Source organism: Streptomyces sp. NPDC004629 (assembly GCF_042873595.1).
In the GTDB taxonomy this organism is placed as follows: Bacteria; Actinomycetota; Actinomycetes; order Streptomycetales; family Streptomycetaceae; genus Streptomyces.
In genome coordinates this window covers 78,144-92,157 of record NZ_JBIALO010000003.1, presented here as the reverse complement: position 1 = coordinate 92,157, position 14,014 = coordinate 78,144, and the positions used below count along the sequence as shown (strand labels likewise).

The 14,014-nt window shown below is 72.1% G+C and carries 15 protein-coding genes; 10 read left to right on the top strand and 5 right to left on the bottom strand.

Annotated features, from left to right (window positions below; all coding sequences use genetic code 11):
- Positions 1-495: 495 nt before the first annotated feature.
- The 3 genes from ACFYTE_RS05710 to ACFYTE_RS05700 are packed head-to-tail and all read right to left on the bottom strand — an operon-like array spanning position 496 to position 4,006.
- Entirely contained in the window at positions 496-3,015 is a 2,520-nt protein-coding gene (locus tag ACFYTE_RS05710) for an FtsX-like permease family protein (protein WP_388705368.1), read from the bottom strand.
- A gap of 2 nt (positions 3,016-3,017) precedes the next feature.
- Positions 3,018-3,776 carry an ABC transporter ATP-binding protein gene (locus tag ACFYTE_RS05705; RefSeq protein WP_388705365.1) on the bottom strand — a complete coding sequence of 253 codons (759 nt, stop codon included), beginning with the start codon at positions 3,774-3,776 and terminating at the stop codon, positions 3,018-3,020.
- Positions 3,773-4,006: a hypothetical protein gene (locus ACFYTE_RS05700; RefSeq protein ID WP_388705362.1), complete on the bottom strand. Its 234-nt coding sequence runs from the start codon at positions 4,004-4,006 to the stop codon at positions 3,773-3,775. Before ACFYTE_RS05700 ends, ACFYTE_RS05705 begins: the two co-directional genes overlap by 4 nt.
- A 217-nt stretch (positions 4,007-4,223) precedes the next feature.
- On the opposite strand from ACFYTE_RS05700, the gene ACFYTE_RS05695 reads away from it, so the two are divergent.
- Both ACFYTE_RS05695 and ACFYTE_RS05690 read left to right on the top strand, forming a co-directional pair.
- Positions 4,224-5,498, top strand: a complete 1,275-nt coding sequence (locus ACFYTE_RS05695; protein WP_388705934.1) for a sensor histidine kinase — start codon at positions 4,224-4,226, stop codon at positions 5,496-5,498.
- Positions 5,499-5,641: 143 nt separating this feature from the next.
- Complete coding sequence (locus tag ACFYTE_RS05690) at positions 5,642-6,301, top strand: response regulator transcription factor (RefSeq protein ID WP_388705359.1); 660 nt, start codon at positions 5,642-5,644, stop codon at positions 6,299-6,301.
- A 93-nt stretch (positions 6,302-6,394) separates the two neighbouring features.
- Here the strand turns inward: ACFYTE_RS05690 and ACFYTE_RS05685 are convergent, their stop codons facing one another.
- Complete coding sequence (locus tag ACFYTE_RS05685) at positions 6,395-7,099, bottom strand: DUF5324 family protein (RefSeq protein ID WP_388705357.1); 705 nt, start codon at positions 7,097-7,099, stop codon at positions 6,395-6,397.
- A 336-nt stretch (positions 7,100-7,435) separates the two neighbouring features.
- Here ACFYTE_RS05685 and ACFYTE_RS05680 point away from each other — a divergent pair, with 336 nt between their 5' ends.
- Entirely contained in the window at positions 7,436-7,969 is a 534-nt protein-coding gene (locus tag ACFYTE_RS05680; RefSeq protein ID WP_388705355.1) for a peptidylprolyl isomerase, read from the top strand.
- A gap of 152 nt (positions 7,970-8,121) precedes the next feature.
- Positions 8,122-9,012: a rhomboid family intramembrane serine protease gene (locus tag ACFYTE_RS05675; RefSeq protein ID WP_388705352.1), complete on the top strand. Its 891-nt coding sequence runs from the start codon at positions 8,122-8,124 to the stop codon at positions 9,010-9,012.
- Between the two features lie 292 nt (positions 9,013-9,304).
- Here the strand turns inward: ACFYTE_RS05675 and crgA are convergent, their stop codons facing one another.
- Positions 9,305-9,559, bottom strand: coding sequence for a cell division protein CrgA (crgA, locus tag ACFYTE_RS05670; RefSeq protein WP_388705349.1), 255 nt, complete (start codon positions 9,557-9,559; stop codon positions 9,305-9,307).
- Between the two features lie 141 nt (positions 9,560-9,700).
- On the opposite strand from crgA, the gene ACFYTE_RS05665 reads away from it, so the two are divergent.
- From ACFYTE_RS05665 to ACFYTE_RS05640, 6 genes are read left to right on the top strand one after another with little or no spacing between them, the layout of a single operon-like run.
- On the top strand, positions 9,701-10,489 hold the full coding sequence (locus ACFYTE_RS05665; protein WP_388705346.1) for a DUF881 domain-containing protein: 789 nt from the start codon (positions 9,701-9,703) through the stop codon (positions 10,487-10,489).
- A 30-nt stretch (positions 10,490-10,519) separates the two neighbouring features.
- Complete coding sequence (locus ACFYTE_RS05660) at positions 10,520-11,206, top strand: class E sortase (protein ID WP_388705343.1); 687 nt, start codon at positions 10,520-10,522, stop codon at positions 11,204-11,206.
- A gap of 51 nt (positions 11,207-11,257) precedes the next feature.
- Positions 11,258-11,419: a hypothetical protein gene (locus ACFYTE_RS05655; protein WP_388705340.1), complete on the top strand. Its 162-nt coding sequence runs from the start codon at positions 11,258-11,260 to the stop codon at positions 11,417-11,419.
- Positions 11,416-12,054, top strand: coding sequence for an aminodeoxychorismate/anthranilate synthase component II (locus ACFYTE_RS05650; protein ID WP_388705336.1), 639 nt, complete (start codon positions 11,416-11,418; stop codon positions 12,052-12,054). The genes ACFYTE_RS05655 and ACFYTE_RS05650 overlap by 4 nt, the downstream gene beginning before the upstream one ends.
- Positions 12,051-13,118, top strand: a complete 1,068-nt coding sequence (locus ACFYTE_RS05645; RefSeq protein WP_388705333.1) for a class E sortase — start codon at positions 12,051-12,053, stop codon at positions 13,116-13,118. Before ACFYTE_RS05650 ends, ACFYTE_RS05645 begins: the two co-directional genes overlap by 4 nt.
- A gap of 13 nt (positions 13,119-13,131) precedes the next feature.
- Positions 13,132-13,878 (top strand): class E sortase, encoded by a 747-nt coding sequence (locus tag ACFYTE_RS05640; protein WP_388705330.1) that lies wholly within the window; start codon positions 13,132-13,134, stop codon positions 13,876-13,878.
- Positions 13,879-14,014: the final 136 nt, after the last annotated feature.

Genomic DNA, 14,014 nt, shown 5'->3' with positions numbered 1-14,014 from the left:
CACCCGGCGGGGTGCCGTTCGTCGTGCGCGTCGGCGCCGTCCGCCTCCGCGCCCCCGCGCCCCGGGCCCTGGCGTCCCGCGTCCCTGCCTTCGCAGCCCCGTCCCGGCCGCCCCTGCCGTTGTCGCTCCCCGTGCCCCTGCCCATCCGGCGGTGTGCCGTTCGTCGTGCGCGTCGGCGTCCTCCGTCCCCGCGCCTGCCACCCCCGCGGCCCTCGCCGCGCCCTTGACCCTCGGGGCCTCGGCACCCCTTGGCTCCCTGGCCTCCGCGCCGTTGGCCCCGGGGACTTGGCGCCCTTGGCTCCCGGGCCCCCGCGTCCCGCGCCCGGCCCCCGGCCCCCGCCCTCCGCGATCCCGGGCCCGCCTTCCTGCACTTCGGGGCTTCCGCCCCCCGGGCCCCCGGGACTCCGGGTCGCTGTCCGTGCGGCTGCTGACCCCCAGTAGGTCGCTGCTGCCGGCGCAGCACTCCTGCTGCCGCCGACCCCCGCCCGCCCTCCGTCAAGCCGTGCGCAGTGTTTCGGCGGGGGCGTGGCGCAGGGTGCGGCGGGTGGGGAGTTCCACGGTGATGAAGGCTGTGACCGTGACCGTGACCGCGGTTGCGGGCAGCAGCCACAGCGGGCCCGCCGGCCAGGGGCGGCCGAGGAAGCCCTGGCCCAGCAGGGCGAGCGGAACGGCCGAGAGCAGCACACCGGCGGCGAGCGCCGCCGCGGCGATCACCGCGGCCTCACGGCGCATCATCGCCCGGATCTGCCGGGGCGTCGTACCGACCAGGCGCAGCGCGGCGATCTCGGTGCGCCGCTGCGCGGTGGCGGCGACGAGCTTGTTCGCGATGCTGAGCAGCAGGTAGCCGAGCAGGACGATGATGGTCGCCAGGTTGATCCACACCTCCGGCGGGGTGCCGTCGCCGCCCTCCGCCGAGCCACTGCCGGTGAGCATCAGTCCGGGCCGGGAGGCCGCGAACGCCGTGAGAGTGCGGTCGGCCTCGGCCGTGCCGTCCGTGCGGACCAGGATGCTCTGCTGCGGCCCCGTCGTGGTGTGCCCGGCGGCCAGGTCCCGGGAGAGGACCACCGAGCCGAAGCCGAGCCCGCGGTCGTACACGGCGGCCACCCGGGCGTCGACCGGCGTGCCGTCACCGAGCACCAGCCGCACCCGCTCGCCGCGCCCGGCCCCGTGGTAGCGGGCCGCCTCGGAGCTGACGGCGACGGTCCGGCCGGTGAGCGCGGACAGGTCACCCTCTGTCACGTCGAGATCCAGTACGCCGGCCGCGTCCGGGGCCAGGACCAGCGCCGCCTCGGACTCGGCCGCCGGGTCACCGAACTGCTGGAACTGCCACACCACCGTGGTCGAGCCGACCGGTGCCGCCGCCCGAACCCCCGGCAGCCGGCGTACGGCGTCGAGCGTTCCGTCCGCCACCGGGCCCTGGCCCGGCGCGCTCAGCCGGTGCTGGCCGAGGGTGCCGTCACGGGTGTCGGCGTCAGTGGCGGCGAGCACGGTGGTCTGCGCCAGGGTGTACGTCAGCACGAACACGACCGCCATGGCGAGCGGGCTGACCACACCGGCGACCCGCTGGGCGTAGGCGCGGATGTTGGCCAGTGCCAGCCAGGTGGGCGCGGCGGTGCCCGGCCGCAGCAGCCGCACCGCCGCCGACCCGGCACGGGCCACCAGGGCGGGACCGGCCAGCGCCAGGCCGATCGCCGAGACGATGCCCGCGAGGGAGGTCGCGCTGGCGCCGAGCACGCTCCGCGACAGCAAGGGCAGCGCCGACAGCCCGCACGCGGCGACGATCAGCAGCAGACCGGTGTGGGTCCGCGCCCGCGAGGGCCGGCGCGGTTCGCTGCGCGACTCGGCGACCGCCTCCGTGGCCGCCATCCGCGAGGTCCGCCAGGCCGCGGCCCAGGCGGAGAGCCGGACCACCGCGAGCATCAGCAGCACCGTGGCGAGGGCGGGCAGCGGGCCGACGGTGAGCGGGAGGTCCGCGGCCAGCACGCCGCGGTCCGTCAGCAGGTCCCGGAACTGCCCGGCCAGCAGATAGCCGAGACCCACTCCGGGCGCCAGGGCCACGGCCGCGACCACCGTCGACTGGGCGGCGGCCAGCCGGCGGATCTGCTTCGGGGTGGCTCCCACCGCCCGCATCAGCGCCAGGTCACGGCGCTGCCCGGCGATGCACACGCCCAGCGCGCCCGCCGTGACGAACCCGGTGACCAGCAGCACGATCCCGGAGAGCGAGCCGGCGAGCACGATCAGCAGCGAGCGTGACGCGTCCGCGCCCGGCGACACGGCAGCGCCCACATCCGCCCCCGAACGGACCTTCAGCCCGCTGCCCGCGACCCGTTCGCGCACGGCGTCGGCGACCCGGTCGCGCGCGCCGGGCTCGGTGGTCAGACCGACCAGGTCCACGCTTCCCGTACGGCCCGACAGCCGTACGGCCGTGGTGTCGGCGACGTAGACCCCGGCGCCCGGCGCGGTCACCACCGCCGAGACCCGGTAGGCGGCGGCGGGCCGGTCGCCCGCGAGGACCCGCACCCGGTCACCGACGCCGACCCCGGCCGCCGTGGCCAGTTCGGCAGAGACGGCGACTTCGGCGGAGCCGGTCGGCGCCCGGCCCTCGACCCGCGCGTTCGCGAGCAGCCCGGTCGAGGACCAGCCGTGCCCGGCGGGTCCGGGGTCCGCGGCCGGCAGGACCCCGCCATGGGCGTCGACGAGGGAGACGGGGAAGGCCACGTCCCCGACCGTCTTCGTGACGCCCGGCAGCCCGGCCAGCCGGTCCACGAGCGCCGCCGGGACCCTGGCCCGCTCGGGCAGGGCGATCGGCAGGTCCTGCTGCGGGTGGAACTCCTGGTCGGCGCCGACCACCAGGTCGGCGCCGGCGAGCCGGCCCGGGGGCAGATGCGAGCGCACACCGGTCTCGGCCAGCACGCCCGTGGCGGTGACCAGCGCCCCGCCGCCCAGCACGGCGCACGCCACGGCCAGCAGGGCGGCGATCCGGTGGGCGGCCATACGGACCGCGAGGTGCAGCATGGCTACTGCTCTCCCAACGTGACGAGGCGGTCGGCGAGTTCGAGTGCGGTGGGGGCGTCGAGGGCGTCGACGACCCGGCCGTCGGCCATCACCAGCGCCCGGTGCGCGCGGGCCGCGGCGGCCGGGTCGTGGGTGACCATCACGACCGTCTGGCCCAGCTCGTCGACCAGTTCGCGCAGCAGGTTCAGCACCTGGTGGGCGCTGCGCAGGTCCAGCGCCCCGGTCGGCTCGTCGGCGAAGACGACGGCGGGCCGTGCCGCGAGCGCCCGCACCACGGCGGCCCGCTGCTGCTGGCCGCCGGAAAGCTCCGCCGGGCGGTGGCCGAGCCGGTCGGTCAGCCCGACCCGCTCGACCAGGACCCGCACCCAGTCCCGGTCGGGGCGCCGGCCGGCCAGCCGCAGCGGCAGCGTGATGTTGTCCTCGATGCTCAGCGAGGGGATCAGGTTGTAGGCCTGGAAGACGAAGCCGACGCGGTCACGGCGCAGTTCGGTGCGGCGGGTCTCGTTGAGACCGGCTGTCTCGCGGCCGTCGATGCGGACGCTGCCCGAGGTCGGGGTGTCAAGCCCGGCGGCGCAGTGCATGAGGGTGCTCTTGCCGGAGCCGGACGGCCCCATCACGGCGAGGAAGGTGCCGTGGCCGACGGTGAGCGAGACGTCGTCGAGGGCGCGGACGCCACCGTCGTACGTCTTCGTCACGTGCTCCAGCGCTATGGCGGGGGCGCCCAGCGTGGCGCGGGCGGCCGGACCGGTGGCGGTGGTCATCGCCGACCCCGCAGCCGCAGCACGACGAGGCCGATCACGCAGGCCGCGGTGACCAGGCCGCAGGCCAGGCTCACGACGGTGACACCGGCCATCGAGGCCACCGTGTTGGCGGCGGCGCTCAGCACCAGCAGCAGCCACAGCACGGTCCGGCCGGCCTGGGGCGACTCGGGGCGCGGGCCGCCCTCGTGGGCGGGGCCCCGGGAGAGGCGGTAGGGGTCGTTGTCCGGCATTCGGGGCTCCTGCGGGTGGACTCGCTCATCGGTTTCCGTCACTCCGGGACGCTACGGAGCGAACGCCCCCGGGCCGATCCCGTGAGCCGCCCGGTCGCAGGTACAGCAGGCTGTACTTTCCGCCCGCGGACCCGCCGCCCGTCCCGCCGGCGTCGTAGGGTCGGCGGCGAGCGGGGAGGCAGGGATGGGAACGGACCGCAGCACCACAGCGAATGCCATGACGGGCGGCGGCACGGCCCCGGGCGGCGCCACCGGGACGGGGCTGAAAGAAGTCGCCGTACGGACCGTCCGGGCCGCGCTCAGCGCGCTCGAACAGCTCGTCGGCGGGCTCGGCACGGCCGTGCTCGCCCTCGGCCTGCTGCTGTGGCTCCTGCTCAGCGCGGTCACCGTGCCGGTCGGCGTGGGGCTGCTCCTCGCCACCGGTGCGCTGCGCGCGCTGCACCGCCTCGCCGGCCGGGAACGCGAGCGGCTGGGCCGCTGGGGTCCCGAGGTCGTGGCCCCCGACGCACCCCCGGGCCGGCTGCGCGCCGCGCTCGCCGACCCCACCACCCGCCGTGAGCTGCGCTGGCTCGCCCGGCACGGCACCCTCGGCCTGCTGCTGGGCTGGCTCGCGGTCCTGCTGCCCCTCGCCGCCGTGCGGGACGCCACCTTCCCGCTGTGGTGGCGTCTCCTCCCGAGCGGCGTGACGAGTACGTCGCTGGGGTTCGGGGTCGCGCACTCCTGGACGGCCGCCGCCTCCGTGGCCCTCCTCGGTGTGGCCTGGGCCGCCGTCATCCTGGGCCTGACACCCGCCATGGCCCGGCTACAGGCCCGGCCCGGCCGGAGTCTGCTCGCCGTCGGCCCGGACACCGACCTCTCCCTGCGCGTCGCCGAACTGACCGCGACGCGCGCCGCCGCGCTCGACGCCCATGCCACCGAGCTGCGCCGCATCGAGCGCTCGTTGCACGACGGCACCCAGAACCGGATCGTCACCGTGACCGTGCTGCTCGGAGCCGCCCGCCGCATGGTCGCCCGCGACCCGTCCGGCGCCGAGGAGCTTCTGGAACGCGCGCAGTCCGCCGCCGAGCAGGCGCTGGCGGAGTTGCGCACGGTCTCCCGGAGCATCCTGCCGCCCGTGCTCGCCGACCGCGGTCTCGCCGGGGCACTGTCCGGTCTCGCCGCGAACTGCGCCGTGCCCTGCCGCATCGACGTCGAGGCGCCCGAGCGCTGCGCCGCGTCCGTCGAGGCCACCGCCTACTTCGTCGTGGCCGAGGCGCTGACCAACATCGCCAAGCACAGCGGAGCCGGGTCGGCGGCGGTGACGGCGCGCGGCCGGGGCGGGCGGCTGGTCCTGCGGATCGAGGACGACGGCCGGGGCGGCGCGGACGAGGACGGCGGCTCCGGACTCACCGGCATCCGGCGCCGTGTCGCCGCGCACGACGGTACGCTCACCGTGGCCAGCCCGCCGGGCGGACCCACCGTCCTCGAAGTGGACCTGCCCGCCGGCGCCTGACCGCCGGCCCTGCCCGTGGAGGACGCGCGGACCGCGCCGGGCGGACCGCCTGCTCGGGGCGGTGGCTCGTGAGGCGGGGACGGAAAGCCGTGGGCCGGGCCGGCCGGACAGTGACCTGTGGACCGTGACGGGCGGATCGTGACATGCGGATCGTGATAGCCGAGGATGACCCGCTGCTGCGCGAGGGACTGGCCCTCCTGCTGCGCGCGGAGTCCCTCGACGTGGTGGCCACCGCGGACACCCCCGACGGCGTGCTCGACGCCATCGACCGGCACAAGCCCGACGTCGCCATCCTCGACGTACGAATGCCGCCGACGCACACCGACGAGGGCATCCGGGCGGCCGTCGAGGCCCGCCGCAGACGGCCCGATCTGGCCGTCCTCGTGCTGTCCGCCTACGTCGAGCAGTCCTTCGCCACCGAATTGCTCACCGGCGGGGTGGGCGGCCTCGGCTATCTGCTGAAGGAGCGGGTCGGACGGGTCCAGGAGTTCCTGGACGCGCTCGGACGGGTGGCCGGCGGCGGCACCGCCATCGACCCCGAGGTCGTCGCCCAGCTCTTCACCCGCTCCCGTCAGGACACCCGGCTGGAGCGGCTGAGCCCCCGCGAGCGGGAGGTGCTGGCACTGATGGCCGAAGGGCTGGGCAACGGCGCCATCGCCGAGCGGCTGGTCGTCACCGAGGGCGCCGTCCACAAGCACATCCGCAGCATCTTCGCGAAGCTCGATCTCGCCCCCACCGACCGGGTCGACCGGCGGGTGGCCGCCGTACTGCACTATCTGGAGGACTCCCGTCGGCGGGCCTGACCGCCCCCATTCGGATGTTTCACGTGAAACACAGGCATGGGCGGGAGACCCATGGGGTCTCCCGCCCACGGCCGAGCGGATCGGTGCCGGACGTCAGGGCTGCTCGTCGTCCCTGCCGGCGCGACCCTCGGCCTCCTTGGCCTGGACCTCGGGGTCGAGGACCGAGGCATCGGGGCTGCCGTCCACCGAACTCAGCCGGTTCGGCTCGGGGGTATCGGTCGCGGCGGGCGGCTCCACCAGCCAGTCGGGATTGGCCTGTTTGTCCCACCACTTCCAGACGGCGAAGGCCCCACCGGCCAGCACGCCGGCCACGGCCAGTGCCTTCGCCACCCGGCCGGCCTTCGCCCGGCGCTCATGCCTGCGGACCAGCTGCTGGATCTCCTTGGGCGAGACCTGGCCGCGCAGCGCAGCCAGCGCGGCGGCGCTCCGCGCGGCGGCCTCTTCGCGGACCGGTCCCGCGACGGCGACGGCCTGCTCGATCCTCGGCCGCGAGTATGCGGCGGCCTGCCGGGCCGCCCTGCGGGTACGGACGGCCGCGTCGTGCGCCACCTGGTCCACCCTCGGCGGCACATGGGAACGCGCCAGTTCCAGGCGCGGAACAAGCCGGGCGTCGTACTGGACGCGGGCCTGTTCGGCGGCCTGCGACACCACGGGCGCGAGCCGTACGCGTGCCTCTTGTGCGTAGTACGCGGCACGCTCCTTGGCCGTGTCGGCGTAGGGCGCCACCACTTCCGCGGCGTGCAGCACGCTGTCCTTCGCCGAGCCGGTCGCGGCGCGCACGCTGTCGATGCGGGTCACGGGATCCTCCTCCTCGGTGGCGTACGGTATTTCGACTTTCCACCCTTTTCAGGATCATGCCTGCCCGCGCGTCGTGCGGCATGCGGGGCGGGCATACGGGTGCCGATCCACCCGATCAACGGACAAGAGCGGGCGAATCAAGGATTCCGGTCAATGGGAGCTTTCCGTCGACAATGCCATGGATCGCTGTCGTACGCTTCCGGCCCGAGGGAAGACGACCGGTTTTTTCGCAAGCGATTCCGTGCAGATGCAGACCCGCCCGCGGCCGTCGGGCGACGCACGGGCCGTGCCGTGCGAGGATCGGGGGAGTCACAAGCAGACAACGGAAGGCAGATCGTGGCCGAGCAGCTTTACGCCACCCTGAAGACCAACCACGGCGACATCGAGGTCCGGCTCTTTCCGAACCACGCGCCGAAGACGGTCAAGAACTTCGTCGAACTCGCACAGGGCGAGCGGGCGTGGAAGCACCCGGAGACCGGCGCGACGAGCCAGGACAAGCTCTACGACGGCACGATCTTCCACCGGGTCATCAGCGGCTTCATGATCCAGGGCGGCGACCCGCTGGGCACCGGCATCGGCGGCCCCGGCTACGAGTTCGAGGACGAGTTCCACCCGGACCTGTCCTTCAACAAGCCGTACCTGCTCGCCATGGCCAACGCCGGCCCGAACACCAACGGCTCGCAGTTCTTCATCACGGTCGGCCCGACCACCTGGCTGAACCGCAAGCACACCATCTTCGGCGAGGTCACCGACCCGGCCAGCCAGAAGGTCGTGGACGCCATCGCCGGTGTCCCGACCAGCCGGCCGAACGACCGGCCGGTCAACGACGTCGTGCTGGAGTCGGTCGTCATCGAGAAGCGCGAGGGCTGAGACGGCCCCGCTCCCCGGCGGCTTCGCGAGCTTCCCGGCAGCGCCCCGCTGCCCGGCGGCCTCGCGGTTCCTCCTGCAGGGAACCAAACGCCCCGCTCGTCCGTAAGGATGGGCGGGGCGGTGTATTGCCCAGGATCGACCGAGGGGACCCCATGGACCAGGCCACAGGCCGCGCGCAGGACGCCCGGAGCGTGCCCGTGTGCTACCGGCACCCGGACCGCGAGACGGGCATCCGCTGCACCCGCTGTGAGCGCCCGATCTGTCCGGAGTGCATGGTCAGCGCGTCCGTGGGCTTCCAGTGCCCCGACTGTGTCCGCGGCGGTTCCGGCACCGGGCACCCTCCGGCCGCGGCCCAGCCCCGTACCCTCGCGGGCGGCACCATGACGGCCGATCCGCGGCTGGTCACCAAGGTCCTGATCGGTCTCAACCTGGCCGCCTTCCTGGTCCAGCAGGCCGTCGGCAATCGGTTCACCAACCAGTTCGAGCTGATCGGCCAGGCCTCCTACCAGCTCTTCGGCCCGGTCGAGGGCGTCGCGGAAGGCCAGTACTACCGCCTGCTGACCTCGATGTTCCTGCACGGCAGCTTCATCCACATCCTGTTCAACATGCTCAGCCTGTGGTGGATCGGCGGCCCCCTGGAGGCGGCCCTCGGCCGTGCCCGTTATCTGGCGCTCTACTTCGTCTCCGGGCTGGCCGGCAGCGCGCTCAGCTATCTCCTCACCGAGCCCAACAAGGCCGTGGTGGGCGCCTCCGGAGCGATCTTCGGGCTGTTCGGCGCCACGGCCGTGCTGCTGCGCCGGCTCAACTACGACATGCGCCCGGTCATCGCCCTGCTGGTGATCAACCTGATCTTCACCTTCAGTCCGGGCTTCAACATCGCCTGGCAGGCGCACATCGGCGGCCTGGTCGCCGGCGTCGTCACCGGTTACGCCATGATCCACGCCCCTCGGAGCAACCGGGCGCTGATCCAGTACGGCACCTGCGCCCTGGTGCTGGTGGTGGTCGTGGTCCTGACGGTGATCAGAACGGCCCAGCTGACCTGATCGGGGCCTCTCCGCCCGGCCGATACCGAACCGTTATCCACAGCGTGTGCCGGATCTTGTGCACAGTGTGCGGGAACAGCTGTTCCCGCTGTCGCTCAGGTGTGTTTTCCCAGGTCGGACAGGGGGCGAACAGGTTTGCGGCGACCAGTAGGCCAGTCACACCGGCGTCAACACTCGATGAGTTATCCACAGATCGTCGTCTTTTCCCCAGGGAGATGTGGAAACGACCCCAGGCCTGTGGATAACTCAGCGGATAGCTCTGGGCAGAGCCGTGTTCACCGGAAAGCGGCCGCTACTTCCACTGGGTGGAGACACCGAACCCGGCGGCGATAAAGCCGAAACCGACCACGATGTTCCAGTTGTCCAGGGAATCGACGGGCAGTGAACCGTCGGTCACGTAGAAGACGACGATCCAGGCCAGGCCGATCAGGAACATGGCCAGCATCACGGGTGCGACCCAGGCGCGGCTGTTCAGCTTGATGGCGGCCGCCTGCTTCGCCGGCGGCGGCGTGTAGTCGGCCTTCTTGCGGATACGTGACTTCGGCACGAGGGTCTCTCCTGTCGATGCGCTGCGTGGCCGCGCAGGGAACTGGATCGGGCTCAGGGCAGCGTACAAGGGGACACTGAGCGCTCCCCCGGGCGTCCGTTAGCGTAGTGCTTCCGCGGCGCCGAAGGAGATAAGGGTACGTTGAGCAATTCTGCCGACTCCCCCGGGACGGGATCAACGGGTTCCCCGCCAGTTCGCAACGCTTCCTTCCGGCCGGTGCGGATCCTCACGGTGGGCGTCTTCGCCCTCGCCGGGCTCATCTTCTTCACCAGCTTCAACACGGCCAAGGGCACCGACATCCGCACCGACGCCTCCTTGCTGAAGCTGTCCGACCTCATCCAGGAGCGCAGCCGCAAGAACAAGGAACTGGACGAGGCCAACGCGGGCGCGCGCGACGAGGTGGAGGCGCTGGCCGAGCGCGACGACGGCAGCAGCAAGGCGCAGGACGAGAAGCTGTCCGGGCTGGAGAAGAGCACGGGCACCCATAAGCTCACCGGCAAGGCGGTCACGGTGACGCTCAACGACGCCCCGCCCAACGCCACCGCGAAGCTCCCCGGCTACCCCGAACCGCAGCCCGACTACCTGGTCATCCACCAGCAGGACCTGCAAGCCGTGGTGAATGCCCTGTGGCAGGGCGGGGCCGGGGGCATCAAGGTGATGGACCAGCGGCTGATCTCCACCAGCGCCGTGCGCTGCGTGGGCAACACGCTGATCCTCCAGGGCCGCGTCTACTCGCCGCCGTACACGATCACCGCGGTCGGTGACCCGGAGAAGCTGCAGAAGGCGCTCGCGGACTCGCCGGCCATCCAGAACTACATGGTGTACGTGAACGTCTACGGCCTCGGCTGGAAAGTCACCGACGACGGCACGGTGACGCTGCCGGGTTACTCGGGCACAGTGGATCTGCACTACGCGAAACCCGTCGACTAGTACGTGTGGGCGTCCGTACAGGAGCTTCCGGTGCGCGTGATCGTGAGGACCGTCAGCGAGCTGTGCATCACCATCGGCGCCCTGATCGTACTGTTCGTCGCTTATGTGCTGTTCTGGACCGGGGTGAAGGCCGACGGCCTCATGAGCGACCAGGTCGAGCGGCTCCAGCAGCAGTGGTCGCGGGGCGGCGTGCACGAGCCGGCCGGCCCCGGCGCCGCCACCGGCGCCGCCACGCCCAAGCCGTACCGGTCCGGCAGGGCCTTCGCGATCATGTACATACCGCGGTTCGGTTTCACGTGGAACAAGCCGGTGCTGGAGGGCACCGGCACCGACGTGCTGAAGAAGGGGCTGGGCCACTACGCGCGCACCGCCCGGCTGGGCCAGCGGGGCAATTTCTCGGTCGCGGGCCATCGGCGCACCTACGGCGATCCGTTCAAGGACTTCCCCGAACTGCGGCCCGGCGACGCGGTGGTGCTCACGGACGGAACCACCTGGTTCACGTATCGGATCGACAAAGGGCCCTACAAAACCGTCCCGACGGACGTTGAGGTGATCGACCCTGTGCCACGTACGTCCGGGTACACGCGTCCGGGCCGCTATCTGACGCTGACCACCTGCGAACCGGAATGGGGTCACAGCCACCGGCTGATCGTCTGGGCGCACCTCGATTCCACCCAGCCTGTGGAGGCAGGCAAACCGAAGGCACTGCGCCGTTAGTCTGGTGCCGTACGGCGTGAGTAGGTGCCGTGGCGCTACGGAAGGGACGGCATGTACGGCTGGATCTGGCGGCATCTGCCGGGCAGCACGTGGGTGAAGGCGCTGGTCTCACTCGTGCTGGTCCTGGCCGTGGTCTACATCCTGTTCCAGTACGTCTTCCCGTGGGCCGAACCACTGCTGCCCTTCAACGATGTGACGGTGGACAACCAGTGAGTGCGCGGATTCTCGTCGTCGACAACTACGACAGCTTCGTCTTCAACCTCGTCCAGTACCTGTACCAGCTGGGCGCCGAGTGCGAGGTGCTGCGCAACGACGAGGTGTCGACGGCGCACGCCCAGGACGGTTTCGACGGCGTGCTGCTGTCGCCGGGTCCCGGCACCCCCGAAGAGGCCGGGGTCTGCGTCGAGATGGTGCGCCACTGCGCCGCCACCGGCGTTCCGGTCTTCGGCGTCTGCCTCGGCATGCAGTCGATGCAGGTCGCGTACGGCGGCGTCGTGGACCGTGCCCCCGAGCTGCTGCACGGCAAGACCTCTCCGGTCGAGCATGAGGGCAAGGGCGTCTTCGCCGGGCTGCCCTCACCCTTCACGGCGACCCGCTACCACTCCCTGGCCGCCGAGCCGGCCACCGTCCCGCCGGAGCTGGAGGTCACGGCCCGCACGCACGACGGCATCATCATGGGCCTGCGCCACCGGGAACTGCCCGTCGAGGGCGTGCAGTTCCACCCCGAGTCGGTGCTGACCGAGCACGGCCACCGGATGCTGGCCAACTGGCTGGTGGAGTGCGGGGACCAGGGAGCGGTGGCGAGGTCGGCGGGGCTCGCCCCGGTGGTGGGCAGGGCCACGGCGTGACCGCGCTGCGCCCGGAGCGCGAGTCCGGCGCCTCGTACGAGGATCAGTCGTACGGGGCTTCCGGTGCGCTCGGGGACCGGCCCGGTCGGGGAGCGGACGAGACGGCCTACCTGCCCCCCATCGACGAGGAGACGGTCGCCCTGCGGATCCCGGATCCGCCGCCCGCCGCCGACGACTCCATGACCGCCGCTGGACCGGCCTCTCGCGCCGCTTCCGCCTCGTCCCCGCCCGGACCCGCGCCGGGTGGCCGTGCGGCCCGCAGAAAGGCCGCCAAGCGGCGTGGCGGGCGTCATGGCGGTGGCGGCAGGGCGACCGAGCCGGCGACCGAGGGGAGCGAGCCCGGGGCACCGCTGTCCCGGGTCGAGGCACGGCGGCAGGCGCGGCTGCGCAGGCCCGGCCCGGCGGTCGTCGCGAGCCGGGCGATAGGCGAGGTGTTCATCACCACCGGCGTGCTGATGCTGCTGTTCGTCACCTACCAGCTGTGGTGGACGAACGTGCGGGCGCACGCGCAGGCCGGCAAGGAGGCCAGCGACCTGCAACAGGACTGGGCGAACGGAAAGCGCGCCCCCGGCGAGTTCGAGCCGGGGCAGGGCTTCGCCATCCTGCACATCCCCGAGCTGGACGTCGTGGTGCCGATCGCCGAGGGCGTCAGCAACAAGAAGGTCCTCGACAAGGGCATGGTCGGGCACTATGGCGAGGAGCCGCTGAAGACCGCGATGCCGTCCGCCAAAACGGGCAACTTCGGGCTCGCGGGCCACCGCAACACGCACGGGGAACCGTTCAGGTACATCAACAAGCTCAAGTCAGGCGACGCGGTCGTGGTCGAGACGCAGGAGGAGTACTTCGTGTACAAGGTCGCGTCGATCCTGCCGGTGACGCCGCCGTCGAACACGGGCGTACTGGACCCGGTTCCGAAGGACTCGGGGCTCACCGAGCCGGGCCGCTACATCACGCTGACCACCTGCACACCGGAGTTCACCAGCAAGTACCGGTTGATCGTCTGGGGCAAGATGGTCGAGGAACGGCCGCGCAGCAAGGGCAAGCCGGATGCACTCGTCCAGTAAGGGCAGATGAACAGTGTCAGCGACCGCAGACGACATCGAAGGGCAGACGTCCGTGCCCGGCTCGGCGCCGGGACCGCAGCGCCGGACGTCGGGCCTGATCGCCGGCGCGATCAGCGTCCTCGGTGAACTCCTCATCACGGCGGGCCTGGTGCTCGGCCTGTTCGTCGTCTACTCCCTGTGGTGGACGAACGTCGTCGCCGACCGCGCGGCCCACCGGCAGTCCGACAAGGTCCGCGACAACTGGGCCGAGGACACCGGGCCGGGGGCGCTGGACACCAAGGACGGCATCGGCTTCCTGCATGTGCCCGCGATGAAGAACGGCGAGGTGCTGGTCGAGAAGGGCACCTCGGAGAAGGTCCTGAACGACGGTGTGGCCGGCTACTACACCGATCCCGTCAAGGCCACGCTCCCCATGTCCGGCAAGGAGGGCAACTTCACCCTCGCCGCCCACCGCGACGGCCACGGCGCCAAGTTCCACAACATCGACAGGATGAAGAAGGGCGACCCGATCGTCTTCGAGACGAAGGACCGGTGGTACGTCTACAAGACCTACGCCGTCCTCCCGGAGACGTCGAAGTACAACGTCGAGGTCCTCGACAGGGTCCCCCAGGAATCCGGCAAGAAGAAGCCGGGTCACTACATCACCCTGACGACCTGCACCCCCGTCTACACGAGCCGCTACCGCTACGTGGTCTGGGGCGAACTGGTCCGCGTGGACAAGGTAGACAACAAGCGCACGCCACCAAAGGAACTCCACTAGCACCGAACCACCCCAAACCGTGCCGCCCAGGAGGCGAGCCGGTCGAGAGCGGGGTCAGCCCGGAGGCGTGTCGTCCCGGGGCGAGTCGCCTGGGGATGAGCCTTTCGGAGGCGTGCCGCCGAGGCGGGGCCGGTCG

What these genes read in the sequence shown, in the direction of transcription:
- ACFYTE_RS05675 (WP_388705352.1), top strand. Translation starts at nt 8,122, where the DNA reads ATGGACCAGGCCACAGGCCGCGCGCAGGACGCCCGGAGCGTGCCCGTG.
- ACFYTE_RS05655 (WP_388705340.1), top strand. Translation starts at nt 11,258, where the DNA reads ATGTACGGCTGGATCTGGCGGCATCTGCCGGGCAGCACGTGGGTGAAG.
- ACFYTE_RS05690 (WP_388705359.1), top strand. Translation starts at nt 5,642, where the DNA reads ATGCGGATCGTGATAGCCGAGGATGACCCGCTGCTGCGCGAGGGACTG.
- ACFYTE_RS05705 (WP_388705365.1), bottom strand. Translation starts at nt 3,776, where the DNA reads ATGACCACCGCCACCGGTCCGGCCGCCCGCGCCACGCTGGGCGCCCCC.
- ACFYTE_RS05710 (WP_388705368.1), bottom strand. Translation starts at nt 3,015, where the DNA reads ATGCTGCACCTCGCGGTCCGTATGGCCGCCCACCGGATCGCCGCCCTG.
- ACFYTE_RS05700 (WP_388705362.1), bottom strand. Translation starts at nt 4,006, where the DNA reads ATGCCGGACAACGACCCCTACCGCCTCTCCCGGGGCCCCGCCCACGAG.
- ACFYTE_RS05695 (WP_388705934.1), top strand. Translation starts at nt 4,224, where the DNA reads ATGACGGGCGGCGGCACGGCCCCGGGCGGCGCCACCGGGACGGGGCTG.